The organism is Pseudidiomarina aestuarii, from assembly GCF_048263735.1.
GTDB classification, from domain to species: Bacteria; Pseudomonadota; Gammaproteobacteria; order Enterobacterales; family Alteromonadaceae; genus Pseudidiomarina; species Pseudidiomarina aestuarii_B.
Genome location: NZ_JBLXDX010000003.1, coordinates 24995 through 48712, shown reverse-complemented (window position 1 = coordinate 48712; position 23718 = coordinate 24995). Strand labels below are relative to the sequence as shown.

The following is a 23718-nucleotide window of genomic DNA, read 5'->3' as shown; positions in this document are numbered from 1 at the left end:
TACTGTGAGTATATACAGGTGTTTTCATTTCGCAACTTTTTTTCTAGTAAATTGCCAAATATTTAGTCGCGGCGGTTTTTCTGGCAGAATAGCCGGCTATTGGTGCTATGCTATCACCGTCTACTTGGATGAGGATGTTGAATGAGGTTGCAGGCTTTTTGGCGAACAGTACTGTATTGGCCGATTCGGTTGTTAACTCGATTTGAGATTATTCTTGATCGTGATACCGAACAATCAGTAGTCGGCACTAAACAAGTGGTTTATATCATGCGTTCGACGTCCGCCGCTGACCACCTGGTAGCACGCGCAGCTCTTGTGCAAGCGAACTTGCCAAGCATCGATGAGCCGTTATTGATTAATGGGCAATCTTTTGCGCGACTCATGTACGTGGCTCCTTCAGAAACACAGCAAGCTGAAGCCGCTGTCGATGAGTTCCAGCAATTACTCCAAGCTCATGAGCGTGACTCCAGTGTTGCGGTGCAGCTCGTGCCGGTCGGTGTGTTCTGGGGCCGAAAGTCTGGGCAAGAGCGCCGTGAGGGCAAGCCCATGGTTGGTGACTTAGACAACCCCGGCATGTGGCGAAAGTTCTGGTTAGTGCTGTTTTCTGGTCGCAATATTTTGGTTCGCGCCAGTCGCCCAGTGCAACTTCGAGACATGGCGGATAAGTTCGGTAGCAGCCGCACTATTGCTCATAAATTAGCGCGGGTTGCACGCGTACATTTTGTGCGCCTCCGACACGCCGTTGCGGGGCCTAAAGTAACGGACCGCGAACTCGTTATTGAGAATCTACTCAATTCTGCAGCGCTGCAAAAAGCGATAGAAGATGAAGCCAAGAGCAAAAAGATCTCCATCGAGCAAGCACGCAAAACTGCCTATAAGTATCTCGATGAAATTGCTGCGAACTACAGCGAAACACTGGTTCGTATTCTTGACCGTTTTATGGCGTGGCTGTGGAGTCGAATTTACAACGGTATCCATATAGAAGGTGGCGAGCGAATTCGAGCGTTGGCACAGGCTGGGCACGAAGTCATTTATGTTCCGTGTCACCGCAGCCATATGGACTACCTGCTATTAAGCTACGTGATCTATAAAGAAGGCCTAGTGCCGCCGCATATTGCTGCTGGCGTAAATCTCGATTTCTTCCCAGCGGGCCCGCTCTTCCGTCGTGGCGGCGCGTTCTTTATTCGCCGCAGCTTTAAGGGCAATAAACTCTATTCGGCCGTATTCCGTGAGTATCTCAATCGGCTCTTCCAAAAGGGCTACCCAGTCGAGTATTTCACTGAGGGTGGGCGTAGCCGCACCGGTCGTTTGCTGTCTCCGAAAACGGGCATGATCGCGATGACCGTGCAGGGTATGTTGCGCGGCCAGACTAGACCGCTCTCTATTGTACCAGTGTATCTAGGCTACGAGCATGTCATGGAAGTGGGTACTTACTTAAAAGAGCTGAAAGGGAAGTCGAAGGAAAAAGAATCCGTCTTTCAAGTACTCAGCACTTTGCGTCATTTGCGAAATTTCGGACACGGTTTTGTGACTTTTGGTGAGCCGATTAATTTAGGTGAAACCCTTGATACATTGCAGCCAAATTGGCGTGACGCGATTACCCACGGTGCTGAAGAGCCGTCACGACCCAAGTGGTTAACGCCAACTGTCAATATTTTAGCTGAGCAGATCATGCATCGTATTAATGATGCGGCTGCACTTAACAGTGTGAACTTATCTGCGTTGGCTTTACTCAGTGCCGAGCAATACGCGTTAACGCGTGAAGAGCTTATTGCGCAGCTCGATATCTATACCCAGATACTCAGAGAAGTGCCTTACAGCAAAGGCTCCTACGTGCCACATCAAAGTGGGGCGGAGTTGTGGCAGCTCGCAAGTATTCACGACAAGTTTTCAGTTGAGCAAGATGATCTGGGCGAGATGATCAAGTTGGAAGGCACCAACGCGATCGCCATGACCTACTACCGCAACAACATCATGCATATGATGATTGTACCCTGTGTAATCGCTGCATATGCAACTGCATACAGTCGTTTTACCGTTGCTGAAGTCGCTGATCTATTGGAGCAAATGCAACCACTCTTGCAAGACGAATTGTTTGTGAGTCACTCGCGTGATCGGATGCAATTGTGGGCGCACGCCTTGATTGAACAGCTGCATGAGATGCAATTATTGACCCGCACCGAATCGCAACAAGGCGAGGTTGTCTATGCGGCACCAAGTCGTGATAGCCAAGCCTATTTCCAGTTGCAGCTTCTCGCTCGCTCTGCAGGTGAAACGTTGCAGCGCTATGCCATTGTGCTGGAACTACTGCAGCAAGCTGGTGCAATTAGCCGCAGTGATTTAGAGAGCCATGCGGTGCAGTTGGCTGAGCGATTGAGCGCGATGCATGGTGTCAACGCGCCGGAATTCTTTGATCGCAAGGTTATCAGCGGCCTTATCAGCACGCTCAAATCGGAAGCTTTCATTCAGGTGAATGCGGATGGTCAGTTTGAGGCGGACGCGCGTGTGGGTCCATTTAGTGATCGGATTGACTGCATGTTAGAGCCTGCGGTGCTGCAAACTATTCGCCAGTCTGTACAACAGGTACTGCAATTAAAAGCGTTAGGCTCAGAACCAGTAGTCGATAGCAATACCTAACGTCAGCACGTAGCCCACATGATTGTTGTGTAGGAACGCCGCGAAACAGCGCGGCGGTTCTCGCCACCAGATCATTTTGTGTTGCCAAGCAAAGAGTGCGGCAACAATGATCAAGCTTAACCAAAAACTCCAGCCAAACTGCAAATGCCAGCCCAGCCCTGCAAACCCACTTAGCGTCAGTAATTGCAACAGCGCAATCATGGCGCGGTCATAACCGCCAAATAAAATCGCTGTTGATTTAACGCCAATTTTCACATCATCAGCGCGGTCTGCCATGGCGTATTCGGTATCATATGCCGTGGTCCACACAACATTGGTGACGAAGAGTATCCAAGCGGCTACCGGCAAGCCCTGCTCGAGAGCCGTGAACGCCATCAGAATGCCAAAACTAAAGGCAATTCCTAGCACCAGTTGAGGGAGCTGGGTGAAGCGTTTACAAAACGGATATAAGGTTGCGACAGCAACAGCTCCAATGCTCAGCCAAAAGGTTTGCTGGTTAAATTGGAGGACAACAAACAACGCGATGGTCAGTAACAGAACAAACAGGAGGAGCGCCTGCCATGCGACCAACTCGCCGGTAGCGAGCGGACGCAACTGTGTGCGGGTGACATGACCGTCAATTTTACGGTCGGCAAAGTCGTTAATCACACACCCCGCGGAGCGCATGACAAACACACCAATCATAAACAGCACAACGACGCGCAGTGAGGGCTCACCTGAGCCGGCAATGAGCAATGCCATGAGGGTTGGCCAGGCCAATAAATAGGTACCAATGGGGCGATCTGCGCGCATCAAGCGCCAGTAGGCATGTAAACGATCAGGTGAAAACCAACGCATAGCTATCCTTGTGATGGTGATTCTGAATACAGTTTAGCAGCGCCAAGAAATACTTCCGCTACCAGTACAGTTTGATTGGCTGCGTAGAAGCAACTGCGGCGGCCCCAGAGTTCGTGTGCGGGAAACCCAAGTTGCTGATGTAACTGACCGACTTGCGAGGTCGGCGCGAAGCGGCACAGCTCGATGGCACTGCGCGCTAGGTCGGGTTGTCGAAATAGATGTTCGCCCAACGGGCTGTCACCGAGCGTACCCAAACTGAGTTGTTGTGCAGCCAATGCGCTCGGTGGAAACACACTGCGGGCAAACACCCAAGGTTTCCCATCACACCATAAAATTACTTCCCGTACTGCGGCGCGTTCAACGTCACCGAGCCACGGCTTCTCATCAGCCAGCAACGTCGTTTCGCGTTGACCCAACACTTGTACTTTGAAGTCGGCACTGAGTGCTTTTAGCTTCGCCGTTAGCGAGCCGGGGTCGAGTAACCAATTTGCGTGTTGTTGACTCAGCGGCGTACGCACTTCGGATGGGGCGAGCCATTGCGCTTCGCCTCCTGTGCTGACAACCGGAAATGTGATGGCTGGAAACGGAGTAGTCGACATGTGTTATCGCTTGCGTAACGCGAGTAACCGCATGCTTGCACCAAAAACGAGGCCGGAAATAAGGCCAGCTGTATGCGCGGTATTGGCTACGTTGACCCAGAGCAAATCGGTATAGCCAAGTACCAACCAAACAATCATAAAGCCAATAAGCCCAGGTGGTAAAAATAACGGATGCGAAGGACGTTGCCACGCCAGCACGACGGCGCAACCAAACAGGCCATAGACCACACCAGACAGGCCGCCAAAGTACGGACCGCTCACCAAGAACTGTGAGACGTTCGAAATAATTGCAGTGACCAGCAGCGCTAGCACTAGCCACACGGAACCGTAGAGCTTTTCGAAACGGCCGCCGAGGTACCACCACCAGAACACATTGAACAGAATATGCAGCAGGCTAAAATGGAGTAATGCAGGAGTCACGAGTCGCCAGGGTTGTGTCCACGGCAATACATCAAAATAATCGCTGATGCGTAAGGTCGCAAAGAGCGCCTCTGCAGCAGGTGTTTGCAGGCCTAAATAGACCGCGACGACCAATACAGCAAAGCCAAAAGTGACTGCACCAGCCTGACTTCGTAATTGACGCCAGAGCGAGGGTCCGGCGCGGTTTACAGATGAGCGGGTGGGTTGTGATGGTGATGAACTTTCGACGGGTTCGAGGGGCTGCGGATTGTTTTTAAACTCGGTGATCAACTCTTTCGCGAGTGCTTTGTAACTGGACTGCGTTAACCAAAGTTCGAGCTGGTTGCCATTCTCACTGACGGTGACTGGGATGCCACGTTGCCGAAGGTAAGCATGAAGTTCTGCCATCATGGCTGCATTCGACGTCGCCAGTAATTTTTGCATTTAACCGCGCTCCACTGCCTCTGGAAAAAGTTGGCCCCAAGCGGTAAACCCGCCATCTAAACTGCTGACTTGCTCAATACCCTGATGCGCCAAATACTGCGCGGCACCTTGGCTGCTGTTGCCGTGATAACAGACCACTACCACAGCTTCATCATCCTCGAGCGAGTCTAAGAACTCAACGACATTTGCATCGGTCAGACGTAATGAACGCGGAATGTGCCCCGCGGCAAATGAGCGTTCATCACGAATATCTACGAAGCGGGCAGTTCCCGCTTCCCAGAGTTGATGCGCTGTCGTGGTATTGATGCGCGAAAAATCCGCCATGCTTTAATCCCAGTTTAAGATAACTTTGCCTGATTGACCTGAGGTCATAATGTCGAAGCCTTTCTGGAAGTCATCGACCGGCATTTGGTGCGTCAGTATCGGTGATAAATCGAGACCAGACTGCAACAAACTAGCCATTTTGTACCAAGTTTCAAACATCTCGCGACCGTAGATCCCTTTGATCACCAAACCTTTGAATATAACTTGGTTCCAATCAATCGCGACTGCAGTCGGTGGAATACCCAACATGGCAATCTTGCCACCATGGTTCATGGTTTCCAACATACTTGAGAGTGCAGATGGTACGCCAGACATTTCCAAGCCAACGTCGAAGCCCTCTTTCATGCCTAACTCAGACATGACATCGCGTAAATTAGTCTTGGTCACATCCACTGCACGAGTCGCGCCCATTTTTTCGGCGAGCTCTAGGCGATACGGGTTTACATCGGTGATGACAACGTGGCGTGCGCCAACGTGTCGGGCAACCGCAGCAGCCATAATACCGATTGGACCGGCGCCAGTAATTAAGACATCTTCGCCGACCAAATCAAAGGCGAGGGCGGTATGCACAGCGTTACCAAATGGATCGAAAATAGCAGCAAGATCATCGCTAATATCGTCCGGTAATTTGAACGCATTGTCCGCAGGAATAACCAAATATTCTGCAAAACAACCTTGGCGATTCACACCTACACCAACGGTATTGCGACACAAATGTCGACGTCCGGCGCGACAATTGCGGCAGTGACCACAAGTAATATGACCTTCACCCGATACGCGGTCGCCTTTTTCGAAACCGCGCACACCGTCACCCATGGCTTCGACCACACCAACATATTCATGACCGACAATCATCGGTACTGGAATGGTTTTCTGTGACCATTCGTCCCATTTGAAAATATGGACGTCTGTACCGCAAATAGCGGTTTTTTTGATGCGGATCAGCAGGTCGTTGTAACCGTACTCAGGCTTCTCTGCTTCTGTCATCCAAATGCCGGGTTCGGCGTGCAATTTTGCTAAAGCTTTCATGTTCGACCTCCTTCTGATGGCCGTGACTCATTGGTCTCCGCTAGCGGAAACCAAACCACTAAATAATGTTCAAATCTTTACCGATACGAATAAAGGCATCGATTGCGCGATCGAGTTGTTCGCGTGAATGACCCGCTGACATTTGTGTCCGAATGCGTGCTTTGCCACGTGGAACCACTGGGAATGAAAAACCGACTACATAAATTCCCTCGGCCAACAGACGATCAGACATTTCGCTCGCTAACCGCGCATCTCCAATCATGACCGGGATGATGGCATGGTCGGCGCCACTGAGAGTGAAACCTGCAGCAGTCATCTTATTGCGGAAATGGGCTGCGTTGTCCCATAGCCGCGCGCGCAATTCGTCGCCTTGTTCGAGCATCTCCAGTACGCGAATCGATGCTTGAACGATCGCTGGCGCAACAGAGTTAGAGAATAAATAAGGACGTGAACGTTGACGCAGCCAATCAATCACATGCTTCTTACCTGAGGTGTAGCCGCCAGAGGCTCCGCCCAATGCTTTACCTAGAGTACCGGTAATAATGTCAACACGACCCATAACGTCGCAGTATTCGTGGGTGCCGCGACCATTTTTACCTAAGAAACCGGTGGCATGACAATCATCCATCATAACCAAAGCGCCGTATTCGTCGGCTAAATCACAAATGCCTTTGAGGTTGGCAATGACGCCGTCCATGGAGAACACACCATCCGTTGCAATGAGGATGTGACGAGCGCCATCAGCTTTCGCTTGTTTTAGCTGAGCTTCGAGGTCGGACATATCATTGTTTTTGTAACGATAGCGCTTGGATTTACTTAACCGAATGCCATCGATAATACTGGCGTGGTTGAGCTCATCGCTGATAATCGCGTCTTCTGGACCCATCAAGGTTTCAAACAAGCCGCCATTCGCGTCGAAGCACGATGAATACAGAATAGTATCTTCAGTTCCTAAAAAGTCGCTGAGTTTGCTTTCTAATGTTTTATGGATATTTTGCGTACCACAAATAAAGCGCACCGAGGCGGTACCGAAGCCATGCTCGTCAAGGCCTTGCTTAGCGGCTTCAATCAATTCATCGGCATTGGCTAAACCGAGGTAATTGTTGGCACAAAAGTTCAGAACCGATTCGCCGTCGCCGACCTGAATTTCTGCAGCTTGCTCGCCGAGAATAATCCGTTCGTTCTTGTACAAACCTTCTTCACGCAGCTCGTCAAGCTGCTGTTCAAGTTGTTGATAAAAATCTTGCTTCATGTAATTCTCCGCTCATTCAGACCAAACTTGGTCTCGGTCAGATCTATACCGCATAGTTTAACTGATCCGAGGGGCAATCCGCATCCTCATTTGCGGAACTGGAGAAAAATCATGCACAAACGCGCTATTTATCCCGGTACCTTTGATCCCATCACCAATGGGCATGCCGATTTAATCGAGCGTGCAGCTAACCTCTTTAGCGAAATTATTGTGGGTGTAGCCGCAAGTCCGAGTAAACAACCGATGTTTACCCTAGCCGAACGCGTTGAATTAGTGCGTCAGGTCACGCGCGACTTACCGAATGTGGAAGTCGTTGGTTTTAGTGGCTTGCTCGTTGATTTTGCCAAAGAACATGAAGCAACGGTGTTAATTCGCGGCTTACGTGCAGTCAGTGATTTTGAATATGAATTCCAACTGGCCAACATGAATCGACGTTTGTACGCTGATTTGGAGAGCGTGTTCCTGACCCCCGCAGAAGAAAACTCCTTCATTTCCTCCACTTTGGTCAAAGAGGTTGCGCTACATCATGGCGATGTCCGGCAGTTTACCGCTGCAGAAGTGACCGCGGCGCTAGAAGCAAAAATTAAGCAATCGAAACGCAGCTAAGTGCGACAAAGCGCAGCTTATAACGCCCGTTAGACTAGGAATTTTGTGTGTTTCGATGTAATATCGCGACCCATTAACCGTTTTCTATTCATTCGCACTGATCAGACCCGCAGGAGTCCAGCACATGGCCGATCTGGATTTGAGCCAATACGGCATCACAGACGTCACCGAAATTGTCCACAATCCTTCCTACGAACTGTTGTTCGAAGAAGAAACCCGCAGTGACCTGCATGGTTACGAAAAGGGTACGGTGACAAACCTTGGCGCTGTCGCCGTAGACACCGGAATTTTTACCGGACGCTCACCGAAAGACAAATATATTGTGCGTGACGAGACCACTGAAAATACATTGTGGTGGTCTGATCAAGGTAAGAACGATAACAAAGCTATTTCGCCAGCTATTTGGGCTGATTTGAAAGGCACGGTCACTTCACAGTTATCGGGCAAGCGCTTGTTTGTTGTCGATACCTACTGTGGCGCCAATGAAGACACGCGGTTAGCCGTGCGTTTCATCACTGAAGTGGCGTGGCAAGCACATTTCGTCAAAAACATGTTTATTCGCCCAACTGCTGAAGAACTGAAAACGTTCAAGGCTGATTTCGTGGTCATGAACGGTGCGAAATGTATTAATCCGAAGTGGCAAGAACACGGTCTCAACTCTGAAAACTTTGTAGCGTTCAACTTAACTGAGCGCATTCAGTTAATTGGCGGTACTTGGTACGGCGGCGAAATGAAGAAAGGTATGTTCTCAATGATGAACTACTTTTTACCATTGCGCGGTGTGGCTTCTATGCATTGTTCGGCGAACGTCGGTAAAGATGGCGATGTCGCAGTATTCTTCGGTTTATCAGGCACCGGTAAAACGACCTTGTCGACCGATCCAAAGCGTGAGCTCATTGGTGACGACGAGCACGGCTGGGATGACGATGGCGTGTTTAACTTTGAAGGTGGCTGTTACGCCAAAACCATCAACTTGTCGCAAGAAGCTGAGCCAGATATCTACAATGCCATTCGTCGCGATGCATTGCTTGAGAACGTGACGGTATTAGATGACGGTACCGTTGATTTCAATGACGGCTCGAAAACTGAAAATACTCGTGTGTCTTATCCGATTTATCACATCGATAACATCGTGAAGCCTGTTTCAAAAGCTGGTCACGCGAAGAAAGTTATCTTCTTAACTGCGGATGCGTTCGGCGTGTTACCACCAGTTTCGAAATTGACTGATGCGCAAGCGAAGTACCACTTCTTGTCTGGCTTCACCGCCAAATTGGCAGGTACTGAGCGTGGTATCACAGAACCGACGCCAACATTCTCAAGCTGTTTCGGTGCGGCCTTCCTCAGTTTGCACCCCACGCAGTACGCTGAAGTATTAGGTAAGCGTATGGCAGCGTCTGGCGCTGAAGCTTATTTGGTCAACACCGGTTGGAACGGCACTGGCAAACGTATTTCGATTAAAGCCACGCGCGCCATCATTGATGCCATTCTTGACGGTAGTATTGAAGATGCAGATTTTGCGCAGTTGCCATACTTCAACTTGGCGATGCCAACCAGTCTGCCGGGCGTTGAAGACACCTCAATTTTGGATCCGCGGAACACCTACGACGATGCGGTTGAGTGGGACGTTCGTGCGAAAGATTTAGCACAGCGCTTTGTCGCTAACTTTGAGAAGTTTACCGACAATGCCGAAGGGCAAGCATTGGTTGCAGCAGGTCCACAGCTGTAACGCATAGCTACTCAAGAGTTTCGAGTAAAAGAAAAGGCGCCTGATGGCGCCTTTTTTGTTGCTGTTATTTCAAATTCTCAGCGTGAGGTAACTCATGTGCTGGAGCTTCAGTACCACCTTCTACCAAGAAGTGGTTCATCCAACGCATCATGCGCATACCGTAGTCGAGCTGTGACGCGACTCGGCGGTTGCCGTGACCTTCGCCTGGATAGAGCACTAACCGCACTGGCACATTACCGTGAGTTTTCAGGTAGCGATACAGCTCCATCGACTGGCTTGGATGTACGCGAGTGTCTTCCTTACCATGTAAGATCAGGATTGGCGTGCGGGCTTTCTCGGCATGATAAATAGGGCTACGCTCTAGGTACCATTGCCATTTTTCCCACGGATAGCTGCGCGCATGAACAGCATGCATTTCTTTCGCAATATCGGTGGTACCAAACTTAGAAATGTTATCGCTGATGCCGACAAACATGACGCTAGCCGCAAAGTGCTCAGTCAGTGCAGTTGCACCCCAAGCCGACGCAAAACCACCATATGAACCGCCGGTGATGCCGACCTTAGTGCTGTCGACTAAGCCCATTTCCACGAGGTGATCTTTACCATCAACGAGGTCATCGAATTCTTTCCCAGCATAGTCATTTTGACCCAGCTTTGAGAATTCAACGCCACGACCAGTGCTGCCACGATAATTCGGGAAGAACAGAGCATAGCCTTGCTGCGCGGCATGTTTAACCGGGCTGGCGTAGCGGTCCAACCAACCGTTGCTGTAATGTGCCTCTGGACCACCATGAACGACCATAATCAAAGGGTATTGCTGACCTTCTTGATAGTCAGTCGGGTAGATCACGATCCCTTCAAGATCGAGACCGTCGCGCGCCTTGTAAGTAATGGTCTCTTGGCGCGGTAGCGTGATGTCCGCTAACCACGGGTTCGAGTCGGTCAATCGAATCAACTGCTGATTCTGTAACCGGAACAATTCTGTTGGATGTGCGGCGGTATGCGCTCGAACATAAACGTCGCTTTGCCCTTCAGCCACTTCAATGTCGACCACAATCGCTTTACCAAGCTCTAATAAGGTGCGGCTCTCTAACCATTGCATGGTCAGTGCTTGCACTTCACTCTCGGTACCACGATGGCCTAGCCAAACGAGTTCGTCGTTACGACGCCAAGCGATGTCTTGTACATGACCCATGTAATTCGGCAGTACTTCAACGCGCTCGTTTTCTTTTTGTGTGTCGTAGACATACAAGCGACCATCCGCCGGGTCGTTATAATCCGCAGCACCAATCACTGCGACATAGCGACCATCTGGAGAAAACTCCGCTTTGCCTAATTTACCGACCGACTCGAAGGAACTAACCGTCTCGCCCGTATAATCGATAAGTCGATAGCTGCTGCTCATGTAGTTGTCATCAACCAGTGCTGTAGGGGCAGCGCGAACCAGTAATTGTTCATGACCCGGACGGAAATCAACTGAGTAAATTTGCTCGTTGTCAGTTACTTGAACCGGTTCTGCAGCATCGGCTTGCGTATCGAACAGCCAAGCGTGGGTGAACTCAAACTCTTCTTCGTAGATTTCTGCCTTAAAGCCTTTTTTGCTTAATTTTTCGTCATTATCATCGGCTTTTGCACGGGCACGGAACGCAATGTAACGACCGTCAGCGCTCAATGCATAACTACTAATTGAATTCTCATGTGCTAAGACGCGTTGCGCTTCACCACCGGTGGTAGCAATACGATAGAGACTAGTGTGTTTGTCTTCGCCGCGCTTAGCGAGAAAGTAAATGGCATTACCATGCACTTGGATTGAACCCAAACTATGTTTACCTGTGATGAAAGGCACCGGGTCATTTTCACCGGTAACCGTAAACAACTCGGTATAGTTACTACCGTCGTCATCAACGTAGGGGGTGCGTGGAACGTTGCGCGTAAACGCTGCCAGTTGTCCATCAGCGGAGACGGCGGCACTGGTAATGGATTGTACCGTGATGGTCTCTTCTATTGTGATGTCACGCGCGAATAGTGGCGCACTTAACGTAAGCGCAGTGGTCGCAACCAAAAGGTTACGCAACAATGTGCTAGCCATTGAATTCTCCTTGTTCTGTTAATTTTTCGACTCAATCTTAGCAGTAAAACTGTTGACTTCCCACGAAATCAAGCCACTCTATGCTGTTCTATACGCCGATTTGGGTGAAACAGGTTTACCGATGATTGATCAACTATTAATAGGCGCCATATTGATAATTGCGCTGGTCTTTTTTGTGTGGGACCGGTGGCGCTATGACATTGTCGGTATGGGCGCTTTGCTGCTAGCAGCCATTGTCGGCCTTGTTCCTGCGCAAGAGGTCTTTTCTGGCTTTGGAAATGCTGCGGTCATTACCGTTGCTGCGGTACTCGTGATCAGTCATGCGTTGTGGCGTTCTGGTGTTGTCGATGCCCTTGCTACCTTGGTTAAGAAAGCCGGCGATCGCCCTTGGGTGCAAATGCTTGTTCTCACCAGCTTAACAACCTTTGTCTCGGCATTTATTAGTAACACCGGCGCTATGGCCATTATGATTCCAGTGGCGCTGCAGCTGGCTCGCGCAAACAATGGCAGTGCATCGAGAGTATTGATGCCAATGGCATTTGGTTCATTGCTGGGTGGAACCATAACCATGATAGGTACGCCGCCCAACATTATTATTTCGGATATCCGTGCGCAAGCCACCGGAGAAAGCTTTGGTATCTTCGATTTCACCCCGGTTGGACTGTCTGTTGCATTGGGCGGATTAGTGTTGATGTGGTTGGTCAGCCGTTGGCTGGTCCCTGACAAAGCCGGTAGAAACACATCAAACTCACCCTATGATTTAACGTCTTATCTGACCGAAATCTACATCCCGCCTGAGAACGATTTAATCGGCAGTACGCTGTTTGAACTGGAATCTAAGGTCAAAGAGAACTTTGCTGTGGTCGCGCTCAAACGTGGCAAAAATCAGATTACTGCACCACCACGCTATCAGCGTTTTAAAGCCGAAGACGTTCTGATTGTTGAGGCTGATGCGGACACCTTGCAACAAATCTTGGATATCACTAATTTTGAGCTCAATGCTGACGAGGAAATTGACGAACGCTTTCTGGTGTCGGATGAAATTAAGGTTATCGAGGGGATTGTTGGGCATGACTCCCGATTGATCGGTCGCTCGGCAGCTGATTTACGCTTGCGCCATCGGTTTGGCGTGAATGTGCTGGCGGTTGCTCGTCATGGTCAGACGCTCAAACCGAGTTTATCGAATGTCCGTTTTAAGCCCGGCGACGTCTTGTTATTGCAAGGCGACAGTGAAGTACTGAATGATGTCTTCGTGCGCTTTGGTTGTTTTCCGTTGGCGCAGCGAAGCCTGCGTATCGGCAGCCAAAAGCAGTTTATTTTACCCATCACTATTTTTGCGTCTGCAATTTTACTCAGTGCGTTAGGTCTAGTATCGGTGCCCGTTTCCTTCACTTTGGCAGCTGGACTGATGGTCGTTACTAACGTCATGCCGCTACGCGAGCTTTACGAGAATATCGAGTGGCCAATCATTGTCCTACTTGGCGCAACCATACCGCTCGGTGGTGCGCTTGAGCGAAGTGGTGCTGCCGATACGTTAGCCAATGCGGCACTGGCCATCAGTTTAGATGCTCCTGCCGCAGTAGCGATCATTGTGTTGATGGTAGTGACTATTTTACTATCTAATATTGTTAACAATGCTGCGGCTGCAGTACTTATGGCGCCGATTGGGATCAGTATGGCGGGTTCGCTAGGAGCATCAATTGATCCATTTTTAATGGCCGTTGCTATAGGTGCAGCATTACCATTTCTAACGCCTATTGGGCATCAATCGAATATTCTTGTGATGGGTCCAGGCGGCTACAGCTTCAGTGACTATTGGAAGTTGGGATTACCACTGACCGTGCTTGTGGTAGCCATGTCGGTGCCTCTTATTCTATGGATGTGGCCGTTGAACGCGTAGCTGCTGCGCCTCGGGCGACGAGGCGGACTTGCTGAATGGTTCGCTCCGTAATGCACTCCCGCTCGTCATTACTCGCATCAATCACATCGGCACCAGCGCTGAAGACAATCCGAACAATCGCATCAGCTTGGAGTTCTGCTAAGTGACGTGAAAATTGCTGCTCAGCCACCAAGTAGTCAACCAGCTCAGCAGCAAAATGTTCAACTTCGCGCTGCACTGCTAAGCGAAACTCACGTGAGTTGCCCGATTTTTCTTGCAGTAATAAGCGAAAGATAGCTGGATGATCCGCCACAAACGCCATGAATGTCATCACCGAAGCGCGAATGATCGAGCCACCTTTGGCGATTTGCTGCCGCGACTGCCGCAACAATTGGCGTAGGGCTAAGCCGCCTTCATCAACCAAAGTTAAACCGAGTTCGTCCATATTTTGGAAATGGCGATAGAACGAGGTGGGGGCAATACCTGCTTCACGCGCAACTTCACGCAAACTCAAGCTCGCGTAGCCATGCTCAGCACTGAGCTGATTCATCGCTGCTTGAATCAATGCTCGTCGAGTTTTTTCCTTTTGTGCCGCGCGGATACCTGCCATGGCTTACCTTGTGTAAAGAGTTGAACTGGCGTGCATTATTGCAGTCTCACTTCAGAGCTGCAAATAGTCTGTGACGTACACCGTAATTGAAGTCCATTCGTCGCATTTTGGGTTTACTTTCATGGTGAAGCCAAGTACATTCAGCGTACACGTGTTCGCTAAAATGAGTTTTTAGTACCGCGTGATTCTTTTTCTCAGTTATTTGGTTGGTTTTATGTCCGTGTCATCTGCGCCAGAAACGTCTGGTAAGCCCCCGATTATTTGGTTAAACACCTTAGTTTTTGCCATTACCTTTGCAATCTCTGCAATTGGTGTGCCTTGGTATGGCATTACCTATGGTTTCTCTACCGGCATGATTATTGCGCTACTCGGAACCATCGCGTTCGCGGGTATCTCGATTACTGCTGGCTATCACCGCTTGTGGGCGCATAAAACCTACGACGCACATTGGTCACTGCGTATTTTATTCGCTTTAGGTGGCGCGCTTGCAGTGCAGAACAGTGCGCTGCACTGGTCGTCTGATCACCGTGAGCATCACAAACATGTTGATGACAATGATCACGACCCGTATTCGGCAAAGCGTGGTTTTTGGTACTCGCATATTGGCTGGATGCTACGTGAATATCAGGCATCGAAATACAGCAACTACGATAACGTCAAAGATCTGCAGCAAGATCCTATTGTGATGTGGCAGCATCGTCACTATCTGTTGCTCACGCTACTCACCACTATTGGCTGGCCGGTTGCGATTGGCTTTATGCTGGGTGATGTTTGGGGTGCCGTCTTATTAGTTGGTTTTGCCCGCTTGGTGATTAACCATCACACCACGTTCTTCATCAACTCGTTGGCACACATTTGGGGTAAGCAAACTTACACCGACCGTAACACTGCACGTGACAACGGCTTCTTAGCATTGCTGACGTTTGGTGAGGGCTATCATAACTATCACCACATTTTCTCAGCTGACTATCGGAATGGTATTCGCTGGTGGCAGTTCGATCCGACTAAGTGGCTCATTCGCAGTTGTTCGTGGTTAGGCTTAACGAAAAACCTGAAGCGTACGAACGGTTATCAAATTGAAAAGGCACGGTTGGCGATGCAGTTTAAGCGCCTGCAGGACCAAGCTCCCATTTCTTGTGAAACTACGCGTGAGCGGTTACACGAAGAATATGACGCGCTGATGCTGCGGTTACGTGAGTATTATCAGGTACGGAAGCAGTTGCTCGACACCAAAGCAAAGGCATTGGCAGATCAAATGCATTTGATCACCTTGGCCGAACTGCAACAAAAAGTGATTGAAATGCGTGAAGCGTTGCAGACGCACAAGCGTGATTTCCGCCGCTTAATGCAGACCGTAATTCAGCAACGCTCTATCGCGTAATCTTCAATTGAAACTGCGAAGAAGTCGTTATGACTTCTTCGCCTTGGCAAACGCATCTGCAAAAGCAGAACCCATTGCAGAATTTGCTACTGGAGCCGGCTTCGTTGCCGGCTTTTGTTTGTGTTGGGCTGGTGCACTGGAGCGCTTCTCGGTTCGAGCTGCTGGCGCTGCAGTTGCCGTAGGTACTTCATCAGTCAACCGCATCGTCAATCCGATACGTTTCCGCGGCAAGTCCACTTCCAGTACTTTGACTTTGACGATATCCCCAGCCTTTACCACTTCACGCGGGTCTGAAATGAATTTATCAGACAATGCCGATACGTGGACCAAACCATCTTGATGCACACCAATATCCACGAACGCACCAAACGCTGCCACGTTACTCACCACACCTTCGAGAGTCATGCCAGGTTTTAGGTCAGCCATGGTATCGACGCCATCTTTGAACGATGCTGTTTTGAACTCAGGACGCGGGTCGCGGCCCGGCTTGTCGAGTTCGCGCAAGATATCTTGCACCGTCGGTATGCCAAATTTGTCATCGGTGTAGTCTTCAGCACGCAGTTGCTTGAGAAAACTGGAATCACCAATGAGCTCAGCAACCTGCTTATTCGCTTGCTGCGCAATTCGCTCAACCACAGGGTAGGCTTCCGGGTGCACTGCGGAGGCATCTAGGGGAGTCTCACCGTGCATGATGCGCAAGAAGCCTGCGGCCTGTTCGAATGACTTTGGTCCCATGCGTGCCACTTTCAATAATTGCTGACGCGTGGCGAAGCGACCGTTAGTATCGCGGTGGGCAACGATATTCTGCGCCATCGTCCGCGTTAAACCAGCCACCCGCGCAAGCAATGCAACGGAAGCCGTGTTCAAATCAACACCAACGGCGTTTACACAGTCCTCAACCACTGCATCGAGGCTTTGCGCTAGTTGCGCTTGACTCACATCGTGTTGGTATTGGCCTACACCAATAGACTTTGGCTCAATTTTCACGAGTTCTGCGAGGGGATCTTGCAGACGACGGGCAATAGACACCGCACCGCGCAACGACACATCTAAATCGGGGAATTCTTGTGCGGCTAACTCAGATGCCGAATAGACCGAGGCTCCCGCTTCATTCACGATGACTTTGCTAGCCTTAATATCTGGATTCGCCTTCAGCATTTCTGCAACCAGCTTATCAGTTTCACGCGAATAGGTGCCGTTACCAATCGAGATCAACTCGACTTTATGTTGTTTGCACATTCCCGCCAGAGTCCGCATGGACTTATCGACTTGATTCTGTGGCTGGAATGGGAACACCGTGTTGGTACCAAGAACCTTACCGGTGTTATCGACAACCGCAATTTTAATACCTGTACGAACACCCGGGTCCAGTCCCATCGTCACTTTGGCACCAGCGGGCGCTGCCATCATTAAGTCTTTTAGGTTGTTCGCGAAAATCTGAATGGCGTCGGCTTCTGCACGCTCGCGAATACTGGCGAATAACTCGGTTTCCATATGCAGCAAAATCTTGATGCGCCAGGTCCATGCCACGGTTTGTTGTAACCATGGATCGGCGGCGCGGCCACTGTCTTGAATCGACAAGTGAGCGGCAATCAGCTGTTCACCGTAGCTACGCGCTTTCGGGTCGTCTTGTTGTGGATCTGGATTGAGTTTGAGTTGCAGGATCCCCTCATTGCGCCCGCGGAACAGTGCTAGAGCGCGATGCGAAGGAATTTTCTTAACCGCTTCACTGAACTCAAAATAATCGCGATACTTCGCGCCTTCCACTTCTTTACCGGTTGCAACTGTGCTGGTAACTTCGGCGTTATTCCATAAATATTCGCGTATCTTCTTCAATAATGCAGCATTTTCGGCGAACTTCTCCATCAGGATGAAGCGCGCACCCTCTAACACCGACTTGGTGTCAGCAAAGCCAGCATCAACGTTTATGAATTCCGCAGCGGCTACTTCTGGATCGGTCGTCGGGTCTGCCAGTAAGGTATCAGCTAACGGCTCGAGTCCGGCTTCGATTGCAATTTGACCTTTCGTGCGACGTTTCGGTTTAAACGGTAGGTATAAGTCTTCGAGCTCGGTTTTCGATTGTGTGGTGAGAATGGCATCACGGAGGTCGTCGGAGAGCTTCCCTTGGTCTTTGATACTGGCCAAGATAACCTGACGGCGGTCATCTAACTCGCGCAAATAGGTGAGGCGTTGTGCCAGGTTCCGCAACTGTGTGTCATCGAGGCCGCCGGTGGCCTCTTTTCGATAACGGGCAATAAAGGGCACCGTAGAACCGTCGTCGAGCAGCGCTACAACCGCTTGGACTTGTTGTGGTTGTACCGATAATTCTGTTGCGATTTGCTGTGTAATCCAGCTCATAACTTCTCTCTCGCCTAGTCTCATACCCAAAAAAGTGGGCACAAGTATATCAGCCTCTGCGACGAAGCGAAGTCATGCTGTGAAAAACTTTAGCGAGGGGTGGAACAGGGATGATTATGCGGTTCGGTCAGGATAGTGGATAGTGACCAAATACCATTGTTTGATGCCGGTTGGCGTTGGCACTGCCACCTCATCGTCGACTGCTTTGCCTAGACAGGCTCGCGCCATAGGCGCATCAATAGAGATGACATCGTTGCGACCATAAATTTCATCCGGCCCAACAATGCGAAACGTGCGCGTATCACCTGCATCATTTTCTATGGTTACCTGCGCACCGAAGAAGACTTTGCCCTCTTGTTGTGGCGCATAATCGACAATCTTAAGAACTTCCAAGCGCTTGCGTAAAAAGCGGATGCGCTTATCAATTTGGCGTAGCTTCTGCTTGTTATATTTGTAGTCTGCGTTCTCGCTACGGTCGCCTAAACTCGCCGCCCAGGCCACTTTTTCAGTGGTTTCGCGACGGTCAACGCGCCACAGTTGGTCGAGCTCTTGTTGCAGCTGTAGGTAGCCTGCTCGCGTGATTAGATTGGTTCTCATAGCAACTTAAACAATACCCTGAAACGATAGAGCGCATTAGTGTACTGAGGATGCCCTAAATTGAATAGGTTTAATCCGGCTCAGGGTAGCCGTAGCGCGTGCCAGATAGCACTGGGTGGTAGCTATCCAAACCGCTGATGGCCACTGCGTCCAGTTCGGCAATATCCACATAGCCATCGGTTTCGATAACTTTTTGTGGACAGCGAACCCAAGCAATTTCACCAATCACAAACAAAGTACCATTGTGTTTGATGGGGAGTACCTCAACCAGTCGCATGCCGATACTCAATTCGCTTTCAGCGACGTAGGGCGCAGCAAACGCCTCGACATAGCCGGCTGTGAGGCCGACTGCATCGAACTCTGACACATCGCGAGGATATTTTGCTGCGGCTTGATGTGCTGCGGGCAACATTCTCGGGCTGACATGGTTATAGGTGTACACTCCGGTGGCTTGCAGATTATCCAAGCTGTGCCGAGCAACGGTCGTCGGCCGCGTGACATGGGCAAATAGCGGGGGATTCGCGCCCAGATGCACAACCGAACTTAGCATGGCTAAGTTGGTTGCACCCTCTGCATCAGCAGTACCAATCAAATTGGCACTCTTAAATCCCGATAAACTATTAATAAACTGAGCACGGTAGCGCGACGGCATGGCATCAATTTCTGAACGATTTATGGTCTGTGTCATCTCGGCCTAACTCGCGTTATGGTATAGAAGGTTATTGTTTAAAAGAAAGTGCTGACCTATACGTCAGGTCGCTGTCAGATGATCAACCAGAGCCAATGAAGGCAGGTAAGTGATGAAGTTCAATACCCATGATGTAGTCAATCAACCGCCAGTACTTGAGAACTACAATAGTTTCCGCCGTGATCAAGCGCTACAAGATGCTGTGCATCGTGAGGGCGCAAGTTGGGCTTGTGCCGATATTGAACGGTTTGGAGTCAAGGCAGGAAGTGCTGAGACGATAGCCTTGGGATATCAAGCCAATTCACACAAACCGCAATTACATACCCATGATCGGTTTGGGCATCGATTCGATGAAGTCGAGTTTCATCCGGCTTATCATCAGCTCATGCAAATAGCCATTGCTGAGGGACTTCATACCAGTCCTTGGCAACAGCCACGTGCTGGAGCACATGTGGCCAGAGCAACCAAGTATTATCTGCATACTCAGGTGGAGGCTGCACACGGTTGCCCAATTACTATGACTTTTGCCGTTGTCCCTGCGCTCAAGCAGCAACCCGATATTGCTGCGAAATGGCTGCCAAGGGTGCTGACCAATGAGTACGACTCAAGAAATATTCCCGCCACAGAAAAGCGTGGGGTTACCTTTGGTATGGGGATGACCGAAAAACAAGGCGGTTCAGATGTGCGTGCCAACACCACTCGAGCTGAACCACTAACAGCGTCGGGGTCTGGCGAACTTTACGAGCTGATTGGACATAAGTGGTTTTTGTCAGCGCCTATGTGTGATGCCTTTTTAATGCTGGCACAAACGACCAACGGCTTAAGCTGCTTCCTCGTGCCACGCTGGCGATCCGATGGCACCAAAAATCCGCTCGAGCTGGTTCGTTTAAAGGACAAGATGGGTAATGTCGCCAATGCATCGAGTGAGGTGGAGTTACGTGGCGCTCACGGTTGGTTGATTGGTGACGAGGGTAAAGGCGTACGTACCATTATCGAGATGGTCGCGATGACTCGCTTTGATTGCATGATTGGCTCATCGGCAGGTATGCGACAAGCGGTGGTGCAGGCTATTCATCATAGCCAGCACCGGCAAGCGTTCGGTCGTACCCTGGTTGATCAACCACTCATGAGTAATGTGCTTGCTGACCTCGCGCTTGAGAGTGAAGCTGCGTTGACCTTGACGATGCGAATGGCTCGTGCGCTGGATAACCAAGATCAACCGCATGAACAGGCACTAGCACGACTGGCGGTAGCAATAGGCAAGTATTGGATTTGTAAACGAACGCCCCAGCACGCGTATGAAGCTATGGAATGTATTGGTGGCAACGGTGTCATGGAAAATTGCATGATGCCGCGTTTATACCGTGAGGCCCCCATCAATGCGATTTGGGAGGGAAGTGGCAATATTCAATGTTTAGATGTTTTGCGCGCTATCGAGAAGCAACCAGAAACACTAGAAGCTTATTTTGCTGAAGTCGGTCTGGCACAGGGTCAGCACAGTGCTCTTGACCGTTCTATAAATCAAGTACACAAATGGTTCGGACAGCGATTGAGTGCCGATGAACGGCAGAGCCAAGCAAGGCGAATCGTTGATCAACTTGCTGTAACGTTACAGGGCGCATTGTTGCTGCAACATGCGCCGAACGCCATTTCTGATGCGTTCTGTGTCAGTCGTTTAGGAGCCGATTGGGGGCAAAATTATGGTACGTTACCTATTGGAATAAATAGACAAGCCATCATTGATCGCTGCTTTTCAACGGGATAAGTTGTTGATCAACATCAGCAGAGGATAACAAGGTCATGCAATCTTTTTTCAAAGTCGCGACCCTTTGTGCGGCAACCCTGACGGTTAGCTTAGCGCCGAGTTTGAGCGCAGCGAACCCAGTCAAAATCGACTACCAAGAGCCGGCGCAAGAGATCATTGATATTGTCGACGCTGCGCCATCGCCGGGTGCAAGTCTGAGTCCAGACGGTTCGTTGTTGTTGGTTACTGGCTATCCAGCGCTACCCGACATTTACGACTTGGCAGCCGAAGAAATTAAACTTGCTGGACGTCGAATCAACCCCGCCAACTATACCGTGAGCCAAGCGCGTTACATCAGTGATGTGAAACTTGTCGATGTAGCAAGTGGCGATAGTCGCGCTATCTCTGGATTGCCAGACGATCTCAAGGCTTTGGGTGCCGCTTGGTCACCAGATGGAAATTACATCGCGGTCGCGCAACAAGAACTGGATCAGGTGCAGTTATGGTTGGTTGATGTTCGTAAAGCCGAAGCGAGCCTATGGTCAAGCACACCGCTGAATGCAGTGTGGGGTGCGCGGTTAGAATGGCGTCATGATAGTGCCGGTCTGTACAGCTACACTGTTGCATCTGGCTTAACCAAACCCGAAGCAGCAGTCGTGCCAAGTGGTCCAGTGATTACTGAAAGCCGCGGGCGCACAGCGCCGGGCCGGACCTACCAAGATCTTCTCCAGAACAAATATGATGAATCATTATTTGATTACTATTTCACCAGCCGAGTGACGTATTTCGGTTTGAATGGTGATGAAAGAGTGTTGGGTGATGCCGCCATTTATAACGGCCTCAGTTTGTCTCCAAATGACGAGTATTTGCTAACCTCAGTGATTGAGCGGCCTTATTCTTATGCCGTACCTCATTATCGCTTCCCGCAAACGACCCGCGTCTGGAATCAACAAGGTGAAGTCGTCTACACCGTGGTCGAGCAACCGCTTGCCGATAATCTACCGATTGCTTTTGATGCGGTAGTGCAAGGTCGTCGCGATGTCAGCTGGCGCAATGATGCCGATGCGACGTTGGTGTGGGCGCAAGCAACTGACCAAGGTGATCCTGCTGTTGAAGCAGAAATTCGCGATCAAGTATTCCAACAAGCCGCACCATTTACCGAAGAGCCACAGAAGCTTGCCGACTTAACCAAACGCTATGGTCGTTTGTTGGCTGCGGATGCTGAGCATGTGTTGATTTGGGAGCGTTGGTGGGCCGACCGCGATGAAAAACTATGGCTGCTTGATGCAACCGGACAGCGTGAGACTCAACTCGTTTGGGAGCGCTCGTGGGAAGATCGCTACAATGACCCAGGTACACCGTTTACCGTCCAAGCAGATGGTCGCCGACTTCTTTACCTCGACGATGGCGCAATGTTGTTGAGCGGGAACGGCGCTTCTTCTGAGGGTGATCGTCCGTTTATCGATCGTTATACACTGAGTACTGGTGAGGCCGAGCGGTTATGGCGCAGTGAAGCACCTTATTATGAATCGCCACGTGCGTTGCTCGATCCAGCTGAAATGACCTTCCTGACCCAGCGTGAAGGCGTGAATGACCCAGCTGATTTCTTTGTGCGAGATGTCGACGACAATAATCTGGTCGCTCTAACCGATACGCCGCACCCAATGCCACATACACTCGGCATTACGCGTGAGTTGATTACGTATGAGCGCGAAGATGGCCTGGCGATGTCAGCGGAAATGTATTTACCTGCTGGCTATAACCCTGAAACTGATGGGCCACTGCCTACGATTGTCTGGGCTTATCCGCGTGAGTATAAGAGTTCAGCGGCAGCTGCGCAGATTTCTGGTTCGCCATACGAATTCGTTCGGATTAGCTACTGGGCGCCGCAGTATCTAGCGACCCAAGGGTATGCGGTACTCGACAGCGCCACCATGCCAATTGTCGGTGAGGGCGACGCGAAACCAAATGACACCTTTATCGAGCAGTTAGTGATGAACGGTAAAGCCGCGATTAAGGCCGGCGTTGACTTGGGCGTTACCGATCCGAAGCGCGTGGCGTTAGGTGGTCATTCTTACGGTGCCTTCATGACGGCAAACATGCTGGCACACAGTGATTTATTCACTGCCGGTATTGCGCGTAGCGGTGCTTATAACCGCAGCTTGACGCCATTTGGTTTTCAGCGTGAAGAGCGCACGGTGTGGGATGATCCTGATCTCTATGTACAAATGTCACCGTTTTTCCATGCGCACAAAATCAATGAGCCGTTGCTGATGATTCACGGTGCCAATGACAACAACTCAGGTACCTTCCCGATGCAGTCTGAGCGTTTGTATCAAGCAGTCAAAGGCTTAGGAGGCACGACACGATTGGTGATGCTGCCATTTGAGTCACACGGGTATCGTGCCCGCGAGTCGGTATTACATATGCTGTGGGAGCAAACCAACTGGCTTGACGAGTTTGTGAAGAACGCCGAGTAAGAGCTAGTCGCAAAGGGCCAGTAGCTAACAGTTACTGGC

General features: G+C 50.3%; 18 protein-coding genes. 7 read left to right on the top strand and 11 right to left on the bottom strand.

Annotated features, from left to right (window positions below; genetic code table 11):
- Nucleotides 1-141: 141 nt before the first annotated feature.
- Complete coding sequence (gene plsB / locus ACN0S4_RS07340; RefSeq protein ID WP_417657043.1) at nt 142-2637, top strand: glycerol-3-phosphate 1-O-acyltransferase PlsB; 2496 nt, start codon at nt 142-144, stop codon at nt 2635-2637.
- Here plsB and ubiA read toward each other — a convergent pair.
- From ubiA to ACN0S4_RS07310, 6 genes are read right to left on the bottom strand one after another with little or no spacing between them, the layout of a single operon-like run.
- On the bottom strand, nt 2608-3474 hold the full coding sequence (ubiA, locus tag ACN0S4_RS07335) for a 4-hydroxybenzoate octaprenyltransferase (protein WP_417657042.1): 867 nt from the start codon (nt 3472-3474) through the stop codon (nt 2608-2610). The genes plsB and ubiA overlap by 30 nt on opposite strands.
- A 2-nt stretch (nt 3475-3476) precedes the next feature.
- Nucleotides 3477-4073 carry a chorismate--pyruvate lyase family protein gene (locus tag ACN0S4_RS07330; protein ID WP_417657041.1) on the bottom strand — a complete coding sequence of 199 codons (597 nt, stop codon included), beginning with the start codon at nt 4071-4073 and terminating at the stop codon, nt 3477-3479.
- A 3-nt stretch (nt 4074-4076) separates the two neighbouring features.
- Nucleotides 4077-4916, bottom strand: a complete 840-nt coding sequence (locus tag ACN0S4_RS07325) for a rhomboid family intramembrane serine protease (protein WP_417657040.1) — start codon at nt 4914-4916, stop codon at nt 4077-4079.
- A complete protein-coding gene (gene glpE / locus ACN0S4_RS07320; RefSeq protein ID WP_417657039.1) occupies nt 4917-5240 on the bottom strand; it encodes a thiosulfate sulfurtransferase GlpE in 324 nt (107 codons plus the stop codon).
- A gap of 3 nt (nt 5241-5243) precedes the next feature.
- Nucleotides 5244-6269, bottom strand: coding sequence for an L-threonine 3-dehydrogenase (tdh, locus tag ACN0S4_RS07315; protein WP_417657038.1), 1026 nt, complete (start codon nt 6267-6269; stop codon nt 5244-5246).
- Between the two features lie 58 nt (nt 6270-6327).
- Nucleotides 6328-7521, bottom strand: a complete 1194-nt coding sequence (locus ACN0S4_RS07310) for a glycine C-acetyltransferase (RefSeq protein WP_417657037.1) — start codon at nt 7519-7521, stop codon at nt 6328-6330.
- 111 nt (nt 7522-7632) lie between these two features.
- On the opposite strand from ACN0S4_RS07310, the gene coaD reads away from it, so the two are divergent.
- Complete coding sequence (gene coaD / locus ACN0S4_RS07305; RefSeq protein WP_417657036.1) at nt 7633-8127, top strand: pantetheine-phosphate adenylyltransferase; 495 nt, start codon at nt 7633-7635, stop codon at nt 8125-8127.
- Between the two features lie 124 nt (nt 8128-8251).
- Nucleotides 8252-9853 (top strand): phosphoenolpyruvate carboxykinase (ATP), encoded by a 1602-nt coding sequence (pckA, locus tag ACN0S4_RS07300; RefSeq protein ID WP_417657035.1) that lies wholly within the window; start codon nt 8252-8254, stop codon nt 9851-9853.
- Nucleotides 9854-9917: 64 nt separating this feature from the next.
- Here the strand turns inward: pckA and ACN0S4_RS07295 are convergent, their stop codons facing one another.
- Nucleotides 9918-11942, bottom strand: a complete 2025-nt coding sequence (locus ACN0S4_RS07295; RefSeq protein WP_417657034.1) for a prolyl oligopeptidase family serine peptidase — start codon at nt 11940-11942, stop codon at nt 9918-9920.
- Between the two features lie 121 nt (nt 11943-12063).
- Here ACN0S4_RS07295 and ACN0S4_RS07290 point away from each other — a divergent pair, with 121 nt between their 5' ends.
- Nucleotides 12064-13842, top strand: a complete 1779-nt coding sequence (locus tag ACN0S4_RS07290) for an SLC13 family permease (RefSeq protein ID WP_417657033.1) — start codon at nt 12064-12066, stop codon at nt 13840-13842.
- Here ACN0S4_RS07290 and fabR read toward each other — a convergent pair.
- Nucleotides 13811-14431 (bottom strand): HTH-type transcriptional repressor FabR, encoded by a 621-nt coding sequence (gene fabR / locus ACN0S4_RS07285; RefSeq protein ID WP_417657032.1) that lies wholly within the window; start codon nt 14429-14431, stop codon nt 13811-13813. The genes ACN0S4_RS07290 and fabR overlap by 32 nt on opposite strands.
- A 214-nt stretch (nt 14432-14645) precedes the next feature.
- Here fabR and ACN0S4_RS07280 point away from each other — a divergent pair, with 214 nt between their 5' ends.
- Entirely contained in the window at nt 14646-15812 is a 1167-nt protein-coding gene (locus ACN0S4_RS07280) for a fatty acid desaturase (protein ID WP_417657031.1), read from the top strand.
- 27 nt (nt 15813-15839) lie between these two features.
- On the opposite strand, the gene ACN0S4_RS07275 is transcribed toward ACN0S4_RS07280, so the two are convergent.
- The 3 genes from ACN0S4_RS07275 to ACN0S4_RS07265 all read right to left on the bottom strand — a co-directional run bounded on the left by ACN0S4_RS07275 (nt 15840) and on the right by ACN0S4_RS07265 (nt 19455).
- Entirely contained in the window at nt 15840-18170 is a 2331-nt protein-coding gene (locus ACN0S4_RS07275; protein ID WP_417657030.1) for a Tex family protein, read from the bottom strand.
- Nucleotides 18171-18284: 114 nt separating this feature from the next.
- On the bottom strand, nt 18285-18767 hold the full coding sequence (gene greB / locus ACN0S4_RS07270) for a transcription elongation factor GreB (protein WP_417657029.1): 483 nt from the start codon (nt 18765-18767) through the stop codon (nt 18285-18287).
- 70 nt (nt 18768-18837) lie between these two features.
- Nucleotides 18838-19455, bottom strand: coding sequence for a flavin reductase family protein (locus tag ACN0S4_RS07265; protein WP_417657028.1), 618 nt, complete (start codon nt 19453-19455; stop codon nt 18838-18840).
- Nucleotides 19456-19567: 112 nt separating this feature from the next.
- On the opposite strand from ACN0S4_RS07265, the gene ACN0S4_RS07260 reads away from it, so the two are divergent.
- Together ACN0S4_RS07260 and ACN0S4_RS07255 are read left to right on the top strand one after the other, a co-directional pair.
- The gene (locus ACN0S4_RS07260; RefSeq protein ID WP_417657458.1) at nt 19568-21220 is read left to right on the top strand and encodes an isovaleryl-CoA dehydrogenase; all 1653 of its coding nucleotides are present in this window, start codon (nt 19568-19570) and stop codon (nt 21218-21220) included.
- 35 nt (nt 21221-21255) lie between these two features.
- Complete coding sequence (locus ACN0S4_RS07255; RefSeq protein ID WP_417657027.1) at nt 21256-23679, top strand: prolyl oligopeptidase family serine peptidase; 2424 nt, start codon at nt 21256-21258, stop codon at nt 23677-23679.
- Nucleotides 23680-23718: the final 39 nt, after the last annotated feature.

What these genes read in the sequence shown, in the direction of transcription:
- plsB (WP_417657043.1), top strand. Translation starts at nt 142, where the DNA reads ATGAGGTTGCAGGCTTTTTGGCGAACAGTACTGTATTGGCCGATTCGG.
- ubiA (WP_417657042.1), bottom strand. Translation starts at nt 3,474, where the DNA reads ATGCGTTGGTTTTCACCTGATCGTTTACATGCCTACTGGCGCTTGATG.
- ACN0S4_RS07330 (WP_417657041.1), bottom strand. Translation starts at nt 4,073, where the DNA reads ATGTCGACTACTCCGTTTCCAGCCATCACATTTCCGGTTGTCAGCACA.
- ACN0S4_RS07325 (WP_417657040.1), bottom strand. Translation starts at nt 4,916, where the DNA reads ATGCAAAAATTACTGGCGACGTCGAATGCAGCCATGATGGCAGAACTT.
- glpE (WP_417657039.1), bottom strand. Translation starts at nt 5,240, where the DNA reads ATGGCGGATTTTTCGCGCATCAATACCACGACAGCGCATCAACTCTGG.
- tdh (WP_417657038.1), bottom strand. Translation starts at nt 6,269, where the DNA reads ATGAAAGCTTTAGCAAAATTGCACGCCGAACCCGGCATTTGGATGACA.
- ACN0S4_RS07310 (WP_417657037.1), bottom strand. Translation starts at nt 7,521, where the DNA reads ATGAAGCAAGATTTTTATCAACAACTTGAACAGCAGCTTGACGAGCTG.
- coaD (WP_417657036.1), top strand. Translation starts at nt 7,633, where the DNA reads ATGCACAAACGCGCTATTTATCCCGGTACCTTTGATCCCATCACCAAT.
- pckA (WP_417657035.1), top strand. Translation starts at nt 8,252, where the DNA reads ATGGCCGATCTGGATTTGAGCCAATACGGCATCACAGACGTCACCGAA.
- ACN0S4_RS07295 (WP_417657034.1), bottom strand. Translation starts at nt 11,942, where the DNA reads ATGGCTAGCACATTGTTGCGTAACCTTTTGGTTGCGACCACTGCGCTT.
- ACN0S4_RS07290 (WP_417657033.1), top strand. Translation starts at nt 12,064, where the DNA reads ATGATTGATCAACTATTAATAGGCGCCATATTGATAATTGCGCTGGTC.
- fabR (WP_417657032.1), bottom strand. Translation starts at nt 14,431, where the DNA reads ATGGCAGGTATCCGCGCGGCACAAAAGGAAAAAACTCGACGAGCATTG.
- ACN0S4_RS07280 (WP_417657031.1), top strand. Translation starts at nt 14,646, where the DNA reads ATGTCCGTGTCATCTGCGCCAGAAACGTCTGGTAAGCCCCCGATTATT.
- ACN0S4_RS07275 (WP_417657030.1), bottom strand. Translation starts at nt 18,170, where the DNA reads ATGAGCTGGATTACACAGCAAATCGCAACAGAATTATCGGTACAACCA.
- greB (WP_417657029.1), bottom strand. Translation starts at nt 18,767, where the DNA reads ATGAGAACCAATCTAATCACGCGAGCAGGCTACCTACAGCTGCAACAA.
- ACN0S4_RS07265 (WP_417657028.1), bottom strand. Translation starts at nt 19,455, where the DNA reads ATGACACAGACCATAAATCGTTCAGAAATTGATGCCATGCCGTCGCGC.
- ACN0S4_RS07260 (WP_417657458.1), top strand. Translation starts at nt 19,568, where the DNA reads ATGAAGTTCAATACCCATGATGTAGTCAATCAACCGCCAGTACTTGAG.
- ACN0S4_RS07255 (WP_417657027.1), top strand. Translation starts at nt 21,256, where the DNA reads ATGCAATCTTTTTTCAAAGTCGCGACCCTTTGTGCGGCAACCCTGACG.